The sequence below is a fragment of the Sphingobacterium sp. HMA12 genome (assembly GCF_002933815.1).
Lineage (GTDB): Bacteria > Bacteroidota > Bacteroidia > Sphingobacteriales > Sphingobacteriaceae > Sphingobacterium.
In genome coordinates this window covers 68,664-88,203 of sequence record NZ_BEYR01000001.1, presented here as the reverse complement: position 1 = coordinate 88,203, position 19,540 = coordinate 68,664, and the positions used below count along the sequence as shown (strand labels likewise).

The window sequence follows — 19,540 nt, the reverse complement described above, 5'->3', positions numbered from 1 at the left end:
GCATGAATAGAAGAGAATCTCTAAAAGCATTGGGTTTTATTGCGGCTGGATCTGGTCTTTTAACCGCAGCTTGTAATTCCAAAGATGCCAAAAACACAACAACCGCAAATAATGCGGATAAATTACCTGGTGTCCAGGATTTTGAATATGAAAGGACAGCACAATTAAAAGCAGAAAAGTTTTTTGATGAACATGAAATGGCAACAATTACTGTTTTAGCCGATATCATTATTCCAAAGGACAGCACATCAGGAAGTGCTTCGGAAGCAGGAGTTCCCGATTTTATCGAGTTTATTGTCAAAGATTTACCCGACAATAAGATCCCGATGCGCGGCGGTCTACGTTGGCTGGATCTTCAGTCTAAAAGACGGTATGGTAATGTATTTATAAAATGTGACAGCAAAGATCAACTTGCACTCATAGATGAAATTGCTTATCCTGAGCTGGCAAAACCAGAAATGCAACAGGGCGCCGCATTCTTTTCTTTGATGCGCAATCTGACTTCTTCCGGATTTTATACCAGTGAGATAGGTATTAAAGATATAGGGTATGCGGGCAATAAACCGGGGGTCTGGAACGGTGTTCCAGACGATGTACTGAAAGAACATGGTTTTGATCCAAGTAAATTTTTCGGATAAAATAAAAAATCCTTTCCAAGTTTTTGGAAAGGATTTTTTTATTTAAACAGTATACTTATTGATCTACGCATCGTTCTAACACTTTATTTATTGTTCTTGTGTTACTTCCGTCGGCTCTGGAGCTTTATCAATTAATTCCATAAACTGATCCAACTTTGGTGTAATAATAATCTGCGTTCTACGGTTACGCTGTTTTCCAAGAGCAGTTGAATTATCAGCAACAGGATTATACTCGCCTCTACCGCCAGCTGTCAATCGCTTAGGATCCACACCGTATTTAGTCTGCAAAGCTTGAACAACAGAAGATGCTCTCAGCGTACTCAAATCCCAGTTGTTTCGGATATTTGGTTTTGAAATAGGATCTGTATCTGTATTACCTTCAATCAATACTTCATAATCTCTGTAATCCTGGATAATCTTCGCTATTTTGCTCAGCGTCATGTCAGCACGATCACTGATCTCATAGCTACCAGACTTGTACAGCATATTATCCGCAAGTGATATATATACTACCCCTTTCAAGACCTGAACATCAACCTCCTGTAATTCCTCACGGCTCAGTGATCGAGTCAGGTTATTTGTCAATACCAAATTCAACGAGTCAGACTTGTTCTTTGTTTCAACAAGATGTTTGATATACTTATTCGAAGCATTGATTTCATCAACAAGTTTGGAAATATTGACATTTCCCTGAGAGTTTTGATTGATACTCTTATCCAGTGAACCTTGTAGCGCAGCATAGGCCGCCTTAAGGTCAGCATTATTTTGTCGTTCTGAAGCCAATTGATCTTCCAAACTCTTAATCCTTGACCGACTTTCAGTCAATTGAAGTTGACTATCCTGATATTGCGTCTGCAAGGTTTTGTACTCCGTCTGCAAACCTACATATGTTTTTTTACTGACACCACATGCCGTAAAAAGTAAACTTGCGGTCAGTATGGACATCGGAAAAACTATATTCTTCATAGCATTCTAATTTTGTAGATGTTGAATTAATTCGTCGAACTAAGATAAAGCAATATTTCAGCCAAAAAAAGAGCATCCCATTGAATTAACATCCTTTAACGTCTATTGTCCAAGTTCCTTTAAATCAACCGTAGAGAATATCTGCTCCCCTTTCAGATAGGGATTGGCTCCTTTCAGGTAACTGTAAATAATTGATTTTGCTTCTTCATTCGGTAACTTATGCAGATTTTTGACAAGGAAGTTTTTATCTTCGATAATATTATCTTTGTACCCCAAAAATGAAGGCGCATGAACCTGTACACTCCATCGAATAAACCGGGCTTCAATATGATTGGGATTATCTTTAATCAATTCTTCCAAATGCTTCTTACCTTCTTTAAACTGACCGACTTTTTTAAAGGGGTTACCCATGTGTTTAGCCATTAATATCTCATAAGCTGCCCGGTAAACTTTTTCTGTAGTAGATTTAGCACCTTCTTCGAGTAGCTCAAAATTCCGTTCACATAGATCCTCATCTTTAACTGCCTCAGCATAATCTTTCCGGATCTTATCAATATTCAACTGCTGCCCCATCCCCATCTTTGCCATTGTAAACAAAAATACTGTCAATACTATTCGTGTCATCATAATTATAAATCAGGCTATTTCAAAAAAATCATTTTCCGATTTAAATTACTAAAAAAATCGAATTCAAATATTAATTTTCAATTATCATACCACAAAGCCTAAAGCTTCATGTCATGATATGACTACAATAGTCTTTTTCGCAGCCAAAATTTTTTCTTAAAGGATATTTTTAACGCATTTTTGCATCATGAAATTAGCGTTAACAACAAGCCCTATCTGGCTAAAAGTAAGTCTATCCATTATTTCCGGTATCTTATTGGGATGCTTATTAGGTGAAATGATTTTCAATCTCCTCATGTCTTAATTTGCGTCCGGAGAGGGCACAAAGAAAAACAACATACACACCGCTGCCAAACAAATCTTGTCTCCAATCTTGCCCAAAATAAAATTATTTTTAGTATATTGCTGATACCAATATAAATTTAAAGTGAGCTATGGAGATAAAAGCGGAGTATCAGATTTGGGACACTATAGTGAATAGTGCAAAAACTAAATTCGATTATAAGCATATTCGTGCTATGTTCAAAAAGGAAGATGACGAAATAACCGATAAATTTCTATTCCATATTATTGCAGGATTTGCCTGTGGTGAAAATCATCAAACGATCTCGACCAACTTATTCAACGAGTTGCAAAGTATACATTTCGAATGCAATGAGCAGCAAATCGATAAGTTTATTTCAGACAAACATGTTAAATTCAGTCCTGAGATCTACGCAACATACCTAGCGTTTTCGATGCTGGAAGATGGTGAAGATATCGATAATATTACCGAAGTCATTAATAATCTACTACAAATAGACAAATAATATTTTTAGAGCTATCGTTTAATTTTGGCCAAAAACTTATATTCGTAAATAAATTACGCCTAAGTTATGCGCCATTTTTTAACGCTATTTTTTATATTTTATTTTTGTCCAACTATATTTGGTCAAAATTTTGAATTTGGGAGGATATCTACTTCGGATTTCTCGCCTACGCCACTCGACAGTAATGCCGATGCTATCGTTTTAAAAGAATTCGGACAAAGTTCGGTCTTCGTCGATGACTATGACCACCGGGTAAAATTAATGCATGAGTATCATGTACTTATTCGCATAAATAATAAAGAGGGATTTAAAAAAGCTAATTTCGAAATACCATCCTACAAAAGAGGCAGTTATATACGTGACCATCTGGACGAATTAAAAGCTGTTACCTACAACTTGGAAAATGGACAGATCAATCGAACAGAACTTGAGAATAAAAAGGTTTTTAAAGAAAATTACTCCACTTACCTCGATCTGAATAAATTTACACTCCCCAATATTAAAGAAGGATCCATCATAGAAGTTTCTTATCGAACACTCGAACAGGATCTATTTAATTTTAAGACATGGGTATTTCAGGATGATATTCCTAAATTACAGAGCCAGTACATCGCTATTATACCAGCATCTTTTACTTATAATGTGGTATTGCGTGGCCCTTATAAACTGGACGACCAAAAAAAAGGAGAAGTTTTGAAGGAACATCTCTTTTTGGATGGGGTAAGAATGGATTGTTCAAAGCTCACCTATGCGATGTCCAATATTCCAGCTTTTATTGAAGAAGACTTTATGACTTCCCCAAAAAATTTTAAATCCGCAATATATTATGAACTCGAATCTATATTCTATCCAAGTACCGGGGTTAAAAAAACATTTAGTAAGACATGGAAAGATGTTGACACAGAATTAATGAATGAAAAAACTTTTGGTGGACAGCTGAAGAAAACAGAGCTATTCAAAACTACATTGTCAACGCTTTTATCTCCAGATGATTCAAAATTGATAAAGGCCAACAAAATCTACGACTATATCAAGAAGCAGATAAAATGGAATAACTACCACGGAAAATATGCAGAAAGCGGGATCGAAAAAGCGTTGGAAAAAAGAACTGGTAATATCGGTGATATCAATCTAGCACTGGTCACTGCCCTACAAGCTGCGAACTTAGATGCTTATCCAATTATTCTATCTACTAGACGAAACGGCAACCCTAATTCGCTATTCCCTGTATTATCTGATTTTGACTATGTCATCGCCTGCGTCGACATCGATGGGACGAAATATAAACTGGATGCATCGAACACCTATCTTCCTTTTGGCTCATTGCCACTACAATGTCTCAATGAACGCGGCAGAATCATATACTCCAAAAAAAGTTCAGACTGGTTTCCATTAGCTTCCGAGGAGATATCCGAACAATACTATACATTGATAGGTGTACTAAATGAAGAAGGTCAGATTAAAGGAACGCTTACCATAAGCAGTCAGGGCAATAAAGCACTCTTAAAAAGACAACATATCGCCAAATTCAACTCCCTCGAAGAATATTGGGAGAAAATGGATGAAGAGATGTCCAACCTCAGTCTTACGAATGCTAAAATTGAACATCTTAACGAGGTTGACCAGGTATTAAACGAGACATTTGATATTACACTCGAAGTCAATAAGCAACAAGGAAGTACTATATTATCGCTTGCGCCCAACGTCATCGATCGTATATCCTATAATCCGTTCAAAATCCAAGACCGTACTTATCCTGTAGATATGGGATTTAAATCTAAGCTTCAATATACTATCCAATTGGAAATCCCGGAACAATATGAAGTAACGGATAAACCACAAAACTTATCTTTAGCCCTTCCTGAATCCGCTGCGCGATATAAATATCTAACACAGCTAAATGGTAATAAACTGGAAGTTCTGGGAAGTCTTAGTTTTAACAAGCCCATATTCACGGTAGATGAATATTTCTCCTTAAAAGAGCTTTATTCACGTATTATACAACAGCAAAAATTAGATATTAGATTAACCACAAAAAAATGAAAACGTTAATTGCCAATTTAATCTATTTAATCCTTCCAATTGCCGCTATTGGACAAGATAACTACGATATCGCCAACATTCCAGGTCCGTTAAAAAGCCGGGCCGTAGCCACAGTCAGAAATGACAAAACCGTGGTGGAGGTAAAATCCCCAGAGCAAGTCACTGAAACAGTTACGCGCATCATTACCGTATATAATAAAAACGGAGATTACTATGCAGCCCTTCCGATACATTATAACAAATCAAATGAGATCAAGAGCATCAAAGGAGCGATTTATAATGAGATGGGGATATTACAGAAAAAAATAGCAAGCAAAGATTTTAAAGATCTTAGTGCTGTCGACAACAGTACGATGTTTGCGGATTCGAGGATGAAGCTTTATGTTCCAGATTACCACAGTTACCCCTATACAATTGAATATCAATACGAAGTCAAACATAAACAAAACTTGATTATTCCTTCATGGACTCCTGAAGTTTCGAACAATGTCTCGATTGAAAAAAGCAGCTATCAATTTATAACGCCCGTTGGCACTGAATTCCGCGTTGAGTCAAAAAACTATAAAGGTGATATTAAAGAAGAGAAAACAGACAAAACAGTCAGCAAAACCTGGAATGCGGGACAAATTCCTGCTAAAAAAGAGGAGTCTTATTGTCCCAATCCAAATCTAAAAAGAATAAGTGTATTGATCGTTCCTAAAAACTTTGTCTATTATGGAAAAGAAGGCAACTTTAACGACTGGAAAGAATACGGAGACTGGTTTACAACCAAATTATTGAGCAAAAAGGAAGATCTTACAGAAGCCTCAAAACAAAAATTCATATCACTTACAAAGAATGCTTCATCGGATCGGGAAAAAGCAAAAATTCTTTACGATTATTTGCAAAAAAACACGAGATATATCAGCATTCAGATCGGAATAGGTGGACTTGAACCTTTTCCCGCGTCTGAGGTTGACCGTTTAGGATATGGTGATTGCAAAGCCCTAGTGAACTATATGAAAAGTATGTTATCGGCAGTAAATATACCTTCTTACTATTGTATGGTAGAGGCCGGTAAACGCAAGGAAAATTTCCACAAAACATTTGCCAACGTACAGGATGGCAATCATGCAATCCTATGCGTACCCTTCAAAAATGATACGACCTGGCTTGAATGTACCAGTCAGAATCTTCCTTTTGGATTCCTCAGCAATTTTACCGATGACAGGGATGTCATCGCCTGCACAGAAAATGGTGGGGTGATTATGCATACCCCAAAATATAGTAATTCAACCAATCTCCAGCTTCGCAATGCTGACCTCACACTTGCTGATGACGGCAGTATAAAAGGTGCTTTAAACACGAAGTTTTATGGCACACAATATGAAAACCATATGGAGATACTTTTAGCGAACAACAATGAGAAAACCAAATTATTGGCCGAATATTATAATATCGACAATATCAATTTTGACCAGGTGAAATACTCCGAACACAAACAGGAGAAACCATTTATTGAGGAAAACCTAACGGTTTTCATTAAAAATTACGCCGTGAAAAATGGTAATAAAATGTTGATCCAACCCAATATTTTCAACACACAATCCAGCATTTCCGAGAATAAAAATCGTACAGAGGATATTTTTATAGAACGTGGATTTATTGACATTGACAGCATTAGCATCACACTCCCGGACAATATCGTAAAAAATATAACACCTGAACAAAAGATCATCGAAAAACCATTTGGTAAATATGAATTTAAATCGGAAATAAAAGGAAATAAACTATTAACGTATCGGAAATTGGAACTCTTCGAAGGAAATTATCCAGCAAGTAATTACGAAGATTTCTTTCAGTTTCATAAAGAAGTAAGCAGTTCCGATAAAGGCCGTTATAATCTAGGCATATTGTAAAAAGTATCAAAAATATTTACCGGAATATGAAAGTTGACAAACAATCAAATAAAGCAATTATTGTATATTAGCCACATGACAGAATACGCGGCAATTTTTGACATGGACGGGGTTATAAGCCACACAAATCCCTTTCATGCAGAAGCTTTCAGAGTTTTTTTTAAAAACCATAACGTACAGCAGGCTACTGAAGAAGAATTTGAACAGCACATGTATGGCAAACACAATAGCTATATCATGCAGCATTTTTTTAAACGACCAATATCTCCTGAAGAATTGCGTACGCTTGAATTTGAAAAAGAACAGCTCTTTAGAGTGATCTACAAAGAACATGTGGCTCCGATCAAAGGATTAATAGAATTTTTGAAAGATTTAAAAGACAAAGGATTTAAACTTGCTGTAGCAACATCTGCACCCAAGGAAAATATGGATCTGATCTTGGATGAATTAAATATCCGGGATCTTTTCTCGTCCACCTTAAGCAGCGAAGATGTGAAACTTCATAAACCACATCCCGAAGTTTACTTGAAATCAGCTGAAAATCTCGGTATGCCAATTGAAAAATGTATTGTATTTGAAGATTCCTTTTCAGGTATTACAGCTGCTAAGAATGCGGGTATGAAGGTTGCTGCTGTATTATCAACCCATAAACAAGAAGAGCTTCCTGTAAGCGATACTTATATCAGAAACTATACTGAAATTTCAGTAGCAAATGTGAAAGCAATGTTGCAGTAGAAAAATCTTGATTTGATAGCTCTTATTAAACTTTATCAAGATCATTTTGGTGATATAGCTGCTTAACTATAATTTGTGAAGTAAGCATAAACCTTTAAAGAAAATAAAATAGGGGCTTCTAAAAGAAGCCCCTATTTTATTTTAATCCCTTTTGAGACCAAATTTCTCAATTTTACTATAGAGATGGCTACGTTGTATATCGAGGTCATCTGCAGTCTTGGACACATTCCAATTATTCTTTTCTAATTTATATTTTATAAATTCTTTTTCCGCATGATCCTTATAATCCTGAAATGAATCAAACGAATCCATATCCAAACCATAATTTACTGTCCCCTTTTCATAGGCAACCCCACCTACGGGCTCACGCGAAGGATTAGCGAATGCAACAACATCTTTATCAGTAATGGATTTATCACTCAAAATAATTAGACGCTCGATCATATTACGTAATTCACGAATATTTCCTGTCCAAGGAAGATGGCTCAATTCTTTCATTGCAGCACTCGTTATTTCCTTAACAGGAATACCGTACTCCATGCATATTTCTTCACAAAAGTTGGTGGAAAGCAAAGGAATGTCATCAACGCGATCAATCAGTGCGGGCACATGGATTAAAATCACCGAAAGGCGGTGATATAAGTCCATTCTAAAATTCCCATCTTCAATTTCTTTTAGCAAATCTTTGTTGGTTGCAGCGACAACACGTACATTAACATCAATTTCCTTATCTCCTCCCACTCTGGTAATTTTATGCTCCTGTAATGCCCGCAATACCTTAGCCTGAGCAGAAAGGCTCATATCACCTATCTCGTCCAAAAACAATGTCCCACCACTAGCCTGTTCAAACTTACCTATACGTTGTTTAATCGCGGAAGTAAAGGAACCTTTTTCATGCCCAAACAATTCAGATTCAATTAATTCCGAAGGAATCGCGGCACAGTTCACCTCAATCAATGGTGCCTGTGAACGATTTGATTTTTCATGCAGCCAACGAGCCACAAGCTCTTTACCCGAACCGTTTGCTCCGGTAATCAATACTCTGGCCTCCGTTGGAGCAACACGATCTATTGTTTCTTTGATCCGTTTGATTGCCCCGGATTCACCCAATATATCCTTTGTCTTTGAACTGCTGACTTTACGTTTTAATACCTTGGTTTCGGTAACAAGCGAACTTTTATCCAATGCATTTCGAACCGTAATCAGCAACCGGTTTAGATCCAATGGTTTTTCCAGAAAATCGAAAGCACCCTTTTTTGCGGCCTCAACTGCTGTTTCAATCGTGCCATGACCGGAAATCATAATAAAAGGAATATCTGGACTGGTCTGATGTGCTTCAGACAGCACTTCCATTCCATCCATGTTATTCATCTTGATATCACATAGCACCAAGTTGATCTTTTCTTTTTTTAAAATATCTAATCCATCCCGGCCATTGTCAACATCTAAAATCGTGTAATCTTCATATTCCAAGATATCACGCAGAGAACTTCTGATGGCGCGTTCATCGTCAATGATTAAAATTGTACTCATAAATTCAGCGTTATGCTATTTTCAATTACGGAAATCAATATAAGGTTTTTTTAGCAATTAGCGAAAAAGAAGCAAACCTTGTAAGCCGGGTTCTGTAGACCACCGAAGTGGAATTTCTATCATTTATCTAGATTTGCCATCGCTGACAAACTCAATCAACCTACCCATTACGAATTCCAATAAATTGAAAGAAGACGAGCAGCCTTCAGATTTCGTAACCTATTTGGTCTTTCAACACACGAGGTTTACCGTAATATATGTTACCATATAAGACCGTAAGCTCTTACCTTACGTTTTCACCCTTACTCCGAAAAGCGGTATATTTTCTGTGGCACTTTCTGTCTGCTATTTGCATAGCATCCTTCCCGTTAGGAAGCGTGTCGCTCTATGTTGCCCGGACTTTCCTCTCCTCCCGAAAGAGCAGCGATAGAACCAGTTTGCTTCTGCGCAAAAGTAGCTATTTTACTTGGATAAACAGCGAATTTCCTTAAAAATTCAATGATGCTCCTTTAAAGCGTTGAAGACAATTAAAAATCACGCAGTCCCTTTGCGTAGATAACATAAAGTTTGTATTTTCATCTAAACTTCCATCAGCAAAAATATGGCATTAAATAAACTCGCACTTATCCGTTACAAAACAATAGACAACTGTCTGCGTCTAAGACACCGTAAGTGGACTTTAGAAGACCTAATGGAAAAAGTTTCCGATGCACTTTATGAGTTCGAAGGAATCAAAAACGGTATAAGCAAACGAACTATTCAGGGCGATATCCAGTTGATGAGAAGCAATAAATTGGGATATAATGCGCCTATAATTGTCACACATCGCAAATTTTACACCTACGAAGACCCAAAATACAGCATCAGCAACTCCCCTATTTCTGTTGGAGATATGCAAAAAATGAAGGAAGCTGTAGAGGTCTTAAAACATGTCAGTGGCTTTTCAAGCTTCGACGAAATGAGTGATATCGTCGCACGCCTTGAGGATAGTATACACACTAAAAAAGACAATCAACCCGCCATTATCCAAATGGAGAGCAACAATCTTTTGAAGGGGTTATCATTTATTAGCCTCCTCCATCAGGCGATTCGTGAAAAAACACCACTTCTCATCAGCTACCAGTCTTTCAAAGCAACACAAGGGCAGGACCTCGTCTTCTCACCCTATCTCTTAAAAGAATATCGTAACCGGTGGTTTCTGATTGGCCATCATAAAAAAAGCGAGGGCTTGATGACACTTGCGTTGGACCGAATTGATACGATTGAGGAGATGGGTAAAAATTCATACATCGCCTATACAGGAATAGATTTTGAACGATACTTTTCCGATACCATAGGCGTTACTAAAACACAAAAAGATCGTGGCCAACGTGTGATACTAGAGATCAACGCGAGAAATACACCTTATGTGGAAACCAAACCGCTACACTCCTCCCAGCAGATTTTAGACAAAAAGAAGGACGGATCAGTCTTAATCCGCATTGATGTCGTCCTGAACTTTGAATTGGAGCGGGAAATTTTAGGTTTTGGTGAAGCGATTAAAGTATTGGCTCCGCGCAATTTACAAAGTCGGATAAGACAACGTCTAACTGCAGCAGCTCAATTATATCTAGATCGGTCGGAATAGCCAACTGATACCGCACAGAATCAGCACGCTTCTAATCATCTTTCGTAAAAATCTGGATTTAACGGTATTGAACTCCTTATTGTTCCTCAGCTCACCTTCAAGACATTTCCCCAGTAAACCAGAGATTTACCTTGGGCACTAAATAGCTTGCGCAATCACATAGCCACTTGCCCAGGCCCATTGGAAATTATAACCGCCAAGCCAGCCTGTAACATCAACAGTCTCACCTCCAAAATAAAGACCGGGTATTTTCTTGGATTCTAATGTCTTGCCACGCAGTTCCTCTGTAGAAACACCACCACGCATCACCTCGGCTTTATCATATCCTTTATCACCTGCAGGTTTTACTTTGAAACGATGGATCGTATCGACAATCACCTTAGCGTCAGCTTTACTCAAGGATGCTATTTTGATATCCAATGCAAGGAATTTGCCGAGCGCGTCCACCAGCTTTCGACTAAAATAGTCATTCAGCAGTTGTGAAACAAGCCTCTTTCCGCCGACTTGGCGCTCTTGTTTGATAAGATTCTCTAAATTAAAATTAGGTAGCAGATCAAGGATAATTTCCTGCCCCGGCCGCCAATAACTTGATATCTGAAGAATTGCCGGACCACTTAATCCCCAGTGCGTAAACAGAATATTCTCTTCAAAAGACATTCCGGCAACAGATACTTTGGAGAACAAGGAATTCCCAGACAACGAACTATACCAGTCTGCATCTTTTCCCGTGATTGTCAAAGGGACCAATGCAGGAGCCGTAGCGACAAGCTCCAAGCCAAACTGTTTTGCAATACGTAATCCAAAATCAGATGCGCCCAGTTTTTGAACCGGAAGCCCCCCTGAAGCAATCACCAACTTTTTAGTTTTATACTGATGCGCTCCTTTTGGATTTTCTACATGGACCGTAAATCCATCAGCGTTCTTTTCCACCGATTTCACGAGCGTATGGAGTGCAATATCCTGCTCAGTCTCGTGCATAATTTTCAGGAACACCGCAACAATATCCTTAGCTTTATTGGTTTCGGGAAACAGTTGCCCTAAAGTTTTTTCCTGCCCGCTGATACCATATCCTTCGAAAAAATCGATGGTATCTTCGACGGTCCATTGCTTAAATATCCCGTGCAAAAAATCTGGGTTGTCCGAGATAAAATTAGCAATTGTAGTTCCGGTATTCGTATAATTGCATCGTCCGCCACCTGAAATCAAAATCTTTGCCCCGGCCTTATCATTGCGCTCCAAGAGCAAGGTTTTCTTCCCCAACAATCCGGCTTGCGCTGCACACATCAAACCACAGGCACCAGCCCCAATGATAATCGCATCGTATGTCTTCACAATCGTATATTAATAAGCAATCAATTGATCTTCAACCGAAACAACACATCGTTCCAATTGACTTTGGTACCCAAGTTCGATGATACGAATTACATCTCTTGCCTGATCGGGCGAAGCAATTAAAGTAGCTTTGCCTAAAATCGCATCGGCAACATTTTGATAAAAATCAGGATAGGATCCTTTCTCCGATACAATGATTTCTTCTACATCTCTACCATCTTCAACGATGTTCAGCTTGCCGTAAATACCGGGATCCTCTTCACCCCAATTTGGATCTTCATCGGGGAACTTACCATCCCTCAATAATGCTTCTTGGGGGTCAACGCCATTTTTCACAAAATTACCGTTCATACCAAAGAGGCGATATCGTGAGGTCGGTTCTTTCGCAAGCATTGATCCTTTTAGCGAAACTCTCAGGTTATCGTAGTACAGGATACATTCAAAATTGTCAATGGTCTTTGCATGGTCACGCTGTACCGCAAGATCCGCGAATAAGGCCTTCGGTCTCCCAAATAACTGCAGCGCCTGATCGATCAGATGCGGGCCTAAATCGTAAAATATACCCGATCCAGGCAAATCTTCTTCCCGCCATGCATTGGGCCGCAAATAATTCCGGAAACGGTCATATCTTGATTCCAGATTTACAATCCTTCCCAAACGTCCACCTTTTATGATTTTCACGAGCGTACGGAAATCCGAAGTAAATCGCAGATTATGATAAGGAGCAAGCACCAAGTTCTTTTCTTTAGCCAAGGCGATTAACTCATCGGCTTGTTCTACCGTGTTTGTAAACGGTTTTTCAACAACAACATGTTTTCCTGCCTCCAAAGCACGTTTAGCCATTGGGTAATGCATATCGTTAGACGTCGCAATCACGACCAGTTCGATGGTTTCATCGGCAAAAATTTCATCAGCAGACAAAGCGATTTCTGCTTGCGGAAAGCGCTCTTTCAATAACGCTTGCTGTTCAGCTTTGCGTGCAGTAACTTTTACCAGGTCCAATACCGCAATCGAACGCATGACAGGAGCATGAAAAACCTGTCCAGAAATACCAAAGCCTATAAGGCCAACACGAATCTTTCTCATATCCTTACATTCTTTCTGGTACACATATACCCAACAAACCCATTCCTTTGGCGATAACTTTCGCTGCCGCCGCGGATAGATGTAATCTAAAATTCTTTACATCCGTGGCTTCAGCCTTTAATATACTTTCCTCGTGATAAAATTTATTATATAACTTGGCAACCTCGTAAATGTAATTCGCTAACTGCGCCGGACTAAATTCTTGTGCCGATGCTTCAATAGTTTCAGGAAATGCGCCCAGCTGCTGAATCAGGTCACGTTCGTAAGATGAAATAGATGTGAGAACAGATACAGGACTGCTGTCATCAAAATTAGCTTTACTCAAAACAGATTTTATACGAGCATACGTATACTGTATAAACGGCCCGGTATTCCCTTGAAAATCAACCGATTCATTTGGATCAAACAATAAGCGTTTCTTCGGATCTACTTTTAATAAAAAGTATTTCAAAGCGCCCATTCCAATCGTGTTATATAAGGTTGCTTTGGCATCCTCAGCCAAACCTTCGGTTTTCCCTAGTTCTTCTGTTCGTTCCTGCGCTGTTTTTAGCATTTCAGCCATTAAATCATCAGCATCCACAACCGTTCCTTCACGTGATTTCATTTTGCCGGAAGGCAGATCAACCATACCATAGGATAAGTGGAACAAACCTTCTGCCCATGACTTACCCAGTTTTTTCAGGATCAAAAACAATACCTTGAAATGGTAATCCTGTTCGTTACCAACAACATAAATAGATTCACTCATTTTGAATTCGTCATATTTAAGTTGTGCAGTACCTAAATCCTGCGTAATATAAACTGAAGTACCATCTCCACGGAGAACCAATTTTTGGTCTAATCCTTCGTCAGTCAGATCTATCCAGACCGAATTATCCTCTTTCTTAAAGAAAACGCCTTTGTCTAGTCCCTCCTGAATAATATCTTTACCCAAAAGATAGGTGTCGGATTCATAATAATATTTATCAAAGTCTACCCCCAATTGTTTATAGGTTTTTTCAAAACCGGCGTAGACCCAACTGTTCATGGTTTTCCAAAGCGTGATTACCTCTTCGTCTCCTGCCTCCCATTTTTGAAGCATAGACTGAGCTGCTTTCATCAGGGGAGCATTCTTTTTTGCTTCATCTTCTGACTGCCCAGCTGCTTTCAGTGCTTCAATTTCTTTCTTATACTCTTTATCGAAGACTACATAATATTTCCCAACAAGGTGATCGCCTTTCATTCCTGTAGATTCAGGCGTCTCTCCCGCACCGAATTTCTGCCAGGCCAACATGGATTTACAAATATGTATACCGCGATCATTCACTAAATTTGCTTTGATGACTTCGTAACCGTAAGCTTTCAGTATTTCAGCAACAGAATACCCTAATAAGTTATTTCGGATATGCCCCAAATGCAATGGCTTATTTGTATTTGGTGAAGAATATTCGACCATTAGTTTCTTTCCATTGGCAGGGAAGACACCAAAATCCTGGGCCACAACCGTTTCGTTCAACAAGGAAACCCAATAGTCATCGGAAAGCACAATATTCAAAAAGCCTTTTATCACGTTGAAGTCTGAGATTTCAGGAATATGCTGCTGTAAATAGGTACCGATCGCTGCACCGGTCTGCTCCGGAGACGATTTTGAGAAGCGCGTTACTGGAAAAGTTACGATCGTAATCTGCCCTTCAAACTCCTTTCGGGTCGCTTGTAAAGCTATCTGATGTTCTAAAATATCTGCATTGTAAAGTGCTTTAACAGCCTGTACAGTGACTTCAACAAGTCGCCTTTGAATAGAATTTGCCATTTAGTGATTTTGTAAATTTTACAACTTCCTGATAGTGAACTGGAAATAAATAACATTCCTTATTTAGGTATTCACCATTAAAGTATATCTTTGCAAAAATAATAAAAAATGCAGAGCTATCAGGAATTTCTTGACTTAAGTGTTGGTTTTCCGCAAGACGGATTCGAAATCATCGACGACGAATTGTATTTTCACGATTTGAATTTAATGGAAATGATAGAAACGTACGGTACGCCGTTACGTTTTACCTATTTGCCTATCGTCAGCAAAAAAATTCAGCAAGCGAAAATCCTTTTTCAGACCGCCATTCTGAAACATAACTATCGCGGATCTTACAAATACTGTTATTGCACCAAATCTTCCCATTTCAAGCATATCGTAGAAGAAGCCTTGAAAAATGACATCCACCTTGAAACTTCATCTGCATTTGACATGCCGATGATTGATTCATTGGAAAGACAAGGTACCGTAACAAAAGACATTACAGTCATCTGTAATGGATTCAAAACCTATCAGTACAAGCAGTATATTGTCGATATGATCCATGATGGATATACCAACATTATTCCTGTACTGGACAACAAAGAGGAATTCAATCTCTATGATGATGAGATCGAACTGGATGAACCGTGTGCTTTGGGTATCCGTGTCGCTTCAGAAGAGCAACCCGATTCTCAGTTTTACACGTCGAGATTAGGGATTCGCCAAGAAGATGTGATCGACTTCTACAACAATAAGATTGTGGACAATCCCAACTTCAAAGTAAAGCTACTTCACTTTTTCATCAATTCTGGAATATCGGACACACCATATTACTGGAATGAGCTGGAGAAATATGTGACCCTCTATTGTAAATTCAAAAAGATAAATCCTGATTTAGACACACTGGATATCGGTGGCGGCATGCCTTTCAAAGATTCATTAGTACATGACTTTGATTATGAATACATGGTCAACGAAATTGTCAATCGGATCAAACAGATCTGTGCACATCATGAAGTGATGGAACCAGATATCATTACAGAATTTGGCAAATATACAGTTGCTGAAGCATCAGGTATACTTTATAAAGTACTCGGACGTAAACAGCAAAATGATCGGGAACGCTGGTTTATGATTGACGGATCTTTCATCACCAACTTACCGGACGTTTGGGCTTTAAACCAAAAATACATTCTATTACCAATCAACAATTGGGACTCAGAGTACGAACGTGTAAATTTAGGCGGAATCACCTGTGATGGCCAAGATTACTACAATCAGGAAGCACACATGAACTCTGTTTTTATGCCTAAAACACGTAAAGTACAATATCTAGGATTCTTCCATACCGGAGCTTATCAAGATGTATTGAGTGGATACGGTGGTATTCATCATTGTCTGCTCCCTTCGCCCAAACATGTATTGGTAAGGAGAAACAGAGATGAAACTTTCAATTACGAAGTATTTGGAGAGGAACAAAATTCCAAACAGGTCATGAAGCTATTGGGTTATCAATAAGATATTCCAACTAAAAAAATGACTTTATAAATTTTAACATATCTTTTTAGAAGGAAGATATGCTAATTAATCATACAAAGAAAGGTCTCGATCTTAAGGTCGGGACTTTTCTTTGAGGTAGCCGCCTACTTTTTTCAATCATTTACGATCTAAACTTCCCCTGTCAATCAATAAAGCTGACAGCACCTAGCTTCAAAACAAGTCTTCACTTAACAGGGACTTTATTCGGACTTAATAGGGACCTCATCCGGACCTAGTTCGGATAAACCCGTTTAAAGTACGTTTTAACTCCGTATAATATTCATATTAATCTTATATCAATAATGGAGTTTTTCCACTGATGCTTCCATCCAAATACATCGCTATATACCGAATCTAGTACAGTACTATTCTGATACATCATTTTACCACAAAACAAAGCAGGCCCCTTATTTAGGGACCTGCTCGTAGTGTATTTTCCGTTGCTGTATGATGATCTTCCTTAAGAAATTCAGCCGTGGTTCTTTTTTATTTTGCTACCCAAGCTTTAAAAAATTGAAGCACTTTCTCTTCGTCATAACTTTTATCCTTTTCCAGGCTGCCGCTCTCCTGTACATGAAGTGTCTTCCCATTCATATTCAATACGATAAAAAATGGATATCCTAACTTCCCGCCCTCAGGCGCATACTTCTGAAAAACTGCCTCATTCTTGTTCTCTTTCGAATAATTTAGGTGATAATAGAGAAAACGACTTTTTAACAATTTGTCTATGCTTGCCGTTTTATGGATATAATCATTAAATCGCAAACACCATACACACCAATTCCCACCGGCTTGAATAATAACATTCTTTTTTTCCTTCTTGGCCAATTTCAATAAGCTATCAATATCTTTCTGTGCGTCAGCTTCTGGATGATATGGTTTGGAAAATTCGGTCTGAATCTTCTGAGCTTCCTGCGCAAAGGCGCCTGAATGCATTAACTGGGCACCCATAAATACACCTAGTCCTAAAAACAATAATTTAATCCTTCTCATTATTCAACAAGTTATTAATGATTTAAAATTACAAAATCATTTTCCCAAACCAAAACATAAGCCTATTATAATGGTTAAACATTATATCATTCTTTTTGAAAAAAAAAGACATATATAGAGCCATAATGAAAATGTCACCTTAATTGTTTTTAGAATTTTGACAAAAAAACAAGTGGCAGCGAACGAATTAAAAAAACTAAAGACATAAATATCAAAACAAAACAAAAGGAAATAAAACATAAAACGCTTTTAAATAATTTTATCAAATTCCTTTAAAATCTCATAAATATACTATAACTTAGTACTAATCGGCTAAAACGATTATACTAAGGGATATCACTTTAGGATCAAAAACGAAACAAAATGAAACACGAAGAATTCAAACGGTCAAAATTAATAGAAAGAATAAAAGACACAAGTGAATGGGATGTTATTGTGATAGGAGGTGGAGCTAGTGGCTTAGGTGTTGCACTAGACGCATTGAGTAGAGGATTCAAAACTATATTATTGGAACAAGTCGATTTTGCAAAAGGCACATCCAGCAAAGCAACAAAGCTCGTTCATGGCGGTGTACGTTACCTCGCCCAAGGAGACATCTCCCTTGTCAGAGAAGCACTTCATGAAAGAGGCCTATTGCAGCAAAACGCACCACATTTAGTTAAAAACCAATCTTTTATCATCCCTAATTACAGTTGGTTCGACGGTCCTTTCTACACCATCGGCATGAAAATATACGATTTCCTGGCCGGGAAACTGAGCTTAGGAAAATCCACACATATTAACAAGGAGGAAACACAACGAAGAATCAGCACAGTGAGAACAAAGGGCCTTTATGGCGGTGTTGTTTATCAGGATGGCCAATTTGACGACTCAAGGCTCGCAGTCAATGTCGCGCAAACCTGTATTCAAATGGGTGGTGTCGCACTAAACTATATACGCGTAACCAATCTTACGAAAAATAATGCAGGCCAAGTAAATGGTGTTATTGCGCAAGATACTGACACTGGAGAAGTTTTCGCGATCCAAGGCAAAGCTGTCATCAATGCTACAGGAATTTTTGTCGATGATATCCTAAAAATGGATAAACCTGAAGCAAAACAGATGGTAAGGCCAAGTCAAGGTGTTCATCTTGTTTTTGACAAATCCTTCCTCCCTGGTGATGATGCGATCATGATCCCAAAAACTGACGATGGTCGCGTACTCTTCCTTGTCCCATGGCATAATCGCGTTATTGCAGGAACCACAGATACACCTATTGACGAACATAGTCTTGAACCTGTAGCACTGGAACAAGAAATCGATTTCATCTTAAAAACTGCCGGACGGTATCTCACCAAGCAGCCTACCCGTCAAGATGCACTTGCTGTATTTGCCGGTCTTCGACCCCTCGCGGCTCCAACCGGAAATTCCAATAAAACCAAAGAAATTTCCCGAAGTCACAAAGTTATTGTCAGCGATTCAAACTTACTGACGCTAACTGGAGGAAAATGGACGACTTTTCGCAGAATGGGACAGGATACAATCGACAAAGCAATTAAAATTGGTTGTTTACCCAAAAAGGAAAGCAACTCGGCGACACAAAAGATTTATAGTGCCATCCCTACAACCGACAGAAGTAACCACATGTATATTTATGGCGCTGACCAGGAAGCGATACATGCGCTCGCGCAAGAAGATCCTGCCTGGGGTGAAAAATTAGTGGATCATCTCGAATTTAAAAAAGCCGAAGTGGTCTGGGCTGTTCGCAACGAATTAGCACAAACAGTAGAAGATGTCCTTTCACGTCGTGTGCGTATGCTATTCCTCGATGCCAGAGCAGCCATTGCTGCAGCCCCGGAAGTCGCCAAAATACTCGCCCATGAATTAGGTAAAGACGGGAACTGGCAAAAAAATCAAATAGAAAATTTCGAGAAAGTTGCAAAAAATTATATCTTAAACTAATA

At 38.5% G+C, this 19,540-nt stretch carries 15 protein-coding genes and 1 other RNA gene; 8 read left to right on the top strand and 8 right to left on the bottom strand.

Features of this window, described 5'->3' with window-relative positions:
• Positions 1-2 precede the first annotated feature (2 nt).
• Positions 3-638 (top strand): gluconate 2-dehydrogenase subunit 3 family protein, encoded by a 636-nt coding sequence (locus HMAT_RS00390; protein ID WP_104380855.1) that lies wholly within the window; start codon positions 3-5, stop codon positions 636-638.
• An 87-nt stretch (positions 639-725) separates the two neighbouring features.
• On the opposite strand, the gene HMAT_RS00385 is transcribed toward HMAT_RS00390, so the two are convergent.
• Positions 726-1,604: an OmpA family protein gene (locus HMAT_RS00385; protein WP_104380854.1), complete on the bottom strand. Its 879-nt coding sequence runs from the start codon at positions 1,602-1,604 to the stop codon at positions 726-728.
• A 102-nt stretch (positions 1,605-1,706) separates the two neighbouring features.
• Positions 1,707-2,231 carry a hypothetical protein gene (locus HMAT_RS00380; RefSeq protein ID WP_158655544.1) on the bottom strand — a complete coding sequence of 175 codons (525 nt, stop codon included), beginning with the start codon at positions 2,229-2,231 and terminating at the stop codon, positions 1,707-1,709.
• A 434-nt stretch (positions 2,232-2,665) separates the two neighbouring features.
• On the opposite strand from HMAT_RS00380, the gene HMAT_RS00375 reads away from it, so the two are divergent.
• From HMAT_RS00375 to HMAT_RS00360, 4 genes are all read left to right on the top strand, one after another.
• Positions 2,666-3,040 carry a hypothetical protein gene (locus HMAT_RS00375; RefSeq protein WP_104380852.1) on the top strand — a complete coding sequence of 125 codons (375 nt, stop codon included), beginning with the start codon at positions 2,666-2,668 and terminating at the stop codon, positions 3,038-3,040.
• 66 nt (positions 3,041-3,106) lie between these two features.
• Positions 3,107-5,083, top strand: coding sequence for a DUF3857 domain-containing protein (locus HMAT_RS00370; protein ID WP_104380851.1), 1,977 nt, complete (start codon positions 3,107-3,109; stop codon positions 5,081-5,083).
• The gene (locus HMAT_RS00365) at positions 5,080-6,981 is read left to right on the top strand and encodes a DUF3857 domain-containing transglutaminase family protein (RefSeq protein ID WP_104380850.1); all 1,902 of its coding nucleotides are present in this window, start codon (positions 5,080-5,082) and stop codon (positions 6,979-6,981) included. The genes HMAT_RS00370 and HMAT_RS00365 overlap by 4 nt, the downstream gene beginning before the upstream one ends.
• 75 nt (positions 6,982-7,056) lie before the next feature.
• On the top strand, positions 7,057-7,716 hold the full coding sequence (locus tag HMAT_RS00360) for an HAD family phosphatase (RefSeq protein ID WP_104380849.1): 660 nt from the start codon (positions 7,057-7,059) through the stop codon (positions 7,714-7,716).
• A gap of 141 nt (positions 7,717-7,857) precedes the next feature.
• Here the strand turns inward: HMAT_RS00360 and HMAT_RS00355 are convergent, their stop codons facing one another.
• Positions 7,858-9,249: a sigma-54 dependent transcriptional regulator gene (locus HMAT_RS00355; RefSeq protein WP_104380848.1), complete on the bottom strand. Its 1,392-nt coding sequence runs from the start codon at positions 9,247-9,249 to the stop codon at positions 7,858-7,860.
• A 65-nt stretch (positions 9,250-9,314) separates the two neighbouring features.
• Positions 9,315-9,692: RNase P RNA component class A (gene rnpB / locus HMAT_RS00350), an RNA gene on the bottom strand.
• Between the two features lie 158 nt (positions 9,693-9,850).
• On the opposite strand from rnpB, the gene HMAT_RS00345 reads away from it, so the two are divergent.
• Positions 9,851-10,876 (top strand): YafY family protein, encoded by a 1,026-nt coding sequence (locus tag HMAT_RS00345; RefSeq protein WP_104380847.1) that lies wholly within the window; start codon positions 9,851-9,853, stop codon positions 10,874-10,876.
• A 138-nt stretch (positions 10,877-11,014) separates the two neighbouring features.
• Here HMAT_RS00345 and HMAT_RS00340 read toward each other — a convergent pair whose 3' ends face one another.
• Genes HMAT_RS00340 through argS form a run of 3 tightly spaced genes read right to left on the bottom strand, consistent with a single transcriptional unit; the run spans position 11,015 to position 15,083 of the window.
• A complete protein-coding gene (locus HMAT_RS00340; RefSeq protein ID WP_104380846.1) occupies positions 11,015-12,211 on the bottom strand; it encodes an aminoacetone oxidase family FAD-binding enzyme in 1,197 nt (398 codons plus the stop codon).
• Positions 12,212-12,217: 6 nt separating this feature from the next.
• Complete coding sequence (locus HMAT_RS00335; protein ID WP_104380845.1) at positions 12,218-13,294, bottom strand: oxidoreductase; 1,077 nt, start codon at positions 13,292-13,294, stop codon at positions 12,218-12,220.
• Positions 13,295-13,298: 4 nt separating this feature from the next.
• The gene (gene argS / locus HMAT_RS00330; RefSeq protein ID WP_104380844.1) at positions 13,299-15,083 is read right to left on the bottom strand and encodes an arginine--tRNA ligase; all 1,785 of its coding nucleotides are present in this window, start codon (positions 15,081-15,083) and stop codon (positions 13,299-13,301) included.
• Positions 15,084-15,191: 108 nt separating this feature from the next.
• Between argS and HMAT_RS00325 the strand changes: the two genes are divergently transcribed.
• On the top strand, positions 15,192-16,583 hold the full coding sequence (locus HMAT_RS00325; protein WP_104380843.1) for an arginine decarboxylase: 1,392 nt from the start codon (positions 15,192-15,194) through the stop codon (positions 16,581-16,583).
• 507 nt (positions 16,584-17,090) lie between these two features.
• Here HMAT_RS00325 and HMAT_RS00320 read toward each other — a convergent pair.
• On the bottom strand, positions 17,091-17,597 hold the full coding sequence (locus HMAT_RS00320) for a thioredoxin family protein (protein WP_233789068.1): 507 nt from the start codon (positions 17,595-17,597) through the stop codon (positions 17,091-17,093).
• A gap of 363 nt (positions 17,598-17,960) precedes the next feature.
• Between HMAT_RS00320 and HMAT_RS00315 the strand changes: the two genes are divergently transcribed.
• Positions 17,961-19,538 carry a glycerol-3-phosphate dehydrogenase/oxidase gene (locus HMAT_RS00315; RefSeq protein ID WP_104380842.1) on the top strand — a complete coding sequence of 526 codons (1,578 nt, stop codon included), beginning with the start codon at positions 17,961-17,963 and terminating at the stop codon, positions 19,536-19,538.
• The last annotated feature ends 2 nt before the right edge of the window (positions 19,539-19,540 follow it).

Excerpts from the sequence above, each read along its gene's own strand:
- HMAT_RS00385 (WP_104380854.1), bottom strand. The coding sequence starts at position 1,604 with ATGAAGAATATAGTTTTTCCGATGTCCATACTGACCGCAAGTTTACTT.
- HMAT_RS00375 (WP_104380852.1), top strand. The coding sequence starts at position 2,666 with ATGGAGATAAAAGCGGAGTATCAGATTTGGGACACTATAGTGAATAGT.
- HMAT_RS00390 (WP_104380855.1), top strand. The coding sequence starts at position 3 with ATGAATAGAAGAGAATCTCTAAAAGCATTGGGTTTTATTGCGGCTGGA.
- HMAT_RS00370 (WP_104380851.1), top strand. The coding sequence starts at position 3,107 with ATGCGCCATTTTTTAACGCTATTTTTTATATTTTATTTTTGTCCAACT.
- HMAT_RS00315 (WP_104380842.1), top strand. The coding sequence starts at position 17,961 with ATGAAACACGAAGAATTCAAACGGTCAAAATTAATAGAAAGAATAAAA.
- HMAT_RS00345 (WP_104380847.1), top strand. The coding sequence starts at position 9,851 with ATGGCATTAAATAAACTCGCACTTATCCGTTACAAAACAATAGACAAC.
- HMAT_RS00380 (WP_158655544.1), bottom strand. The coding sequence starts at position 2,231 with ATGATGACACGAATAGTATTGACAGTATTTTTGTTTACAATGGCAAAG.
- HMAT_RS00335 (WP_104380845.1), bottom strand. The coding sequence starts at position 13,294 with ATGAGAAAGATTCGTGTTGGCCTTATAGGCTTTGGTATTTCTGGACAG.
- HMAT_RS00325 (WP_104380843.1), top strand. The coding sequence starts at position 15,192 with ATGCAGAGCTATCAGGAATTTCTTGACTTAAGTGTTGGTTTTCCGCAA.
- HMAT_RS00360 (WP_104380849.1), top strand. The coding sequence starts at position 7,057 with ATGACAGAATACGCGGCAATTTTTGACATGGACGGGGTTATAAGCCAC.
- HMAT_RS00365 (WP_104380850.1), top strand. The coding sequence starts at position 5,080 with ATGAAAACGTTAATTGCCAATTTAATCTATTTAATCCTTCCAATTGCC.
- HMAT_RS00355 (WP_104380848.1), bottom strand. The coding sequence starts at position 9,249 with ATGAGTACAATTTTAATCATTGACGATGAACGCGCCATCAGAAGTTCT.
- HMAT_RS00320 (WP_233789068.1), bottom strand. The coding sequence starts at position 17,597 with ATGAGAAGGATTAAATTATTGTTTTTAGGACTAGGTGTATTTATGGGT.
- argS (WP_104380844.1), bottom strand. The coding sequence starts at position 15,083 with ATGGCAAATTCTATTCAAAGGCGACTTGTTGAAGTCACTGTACAGGCT.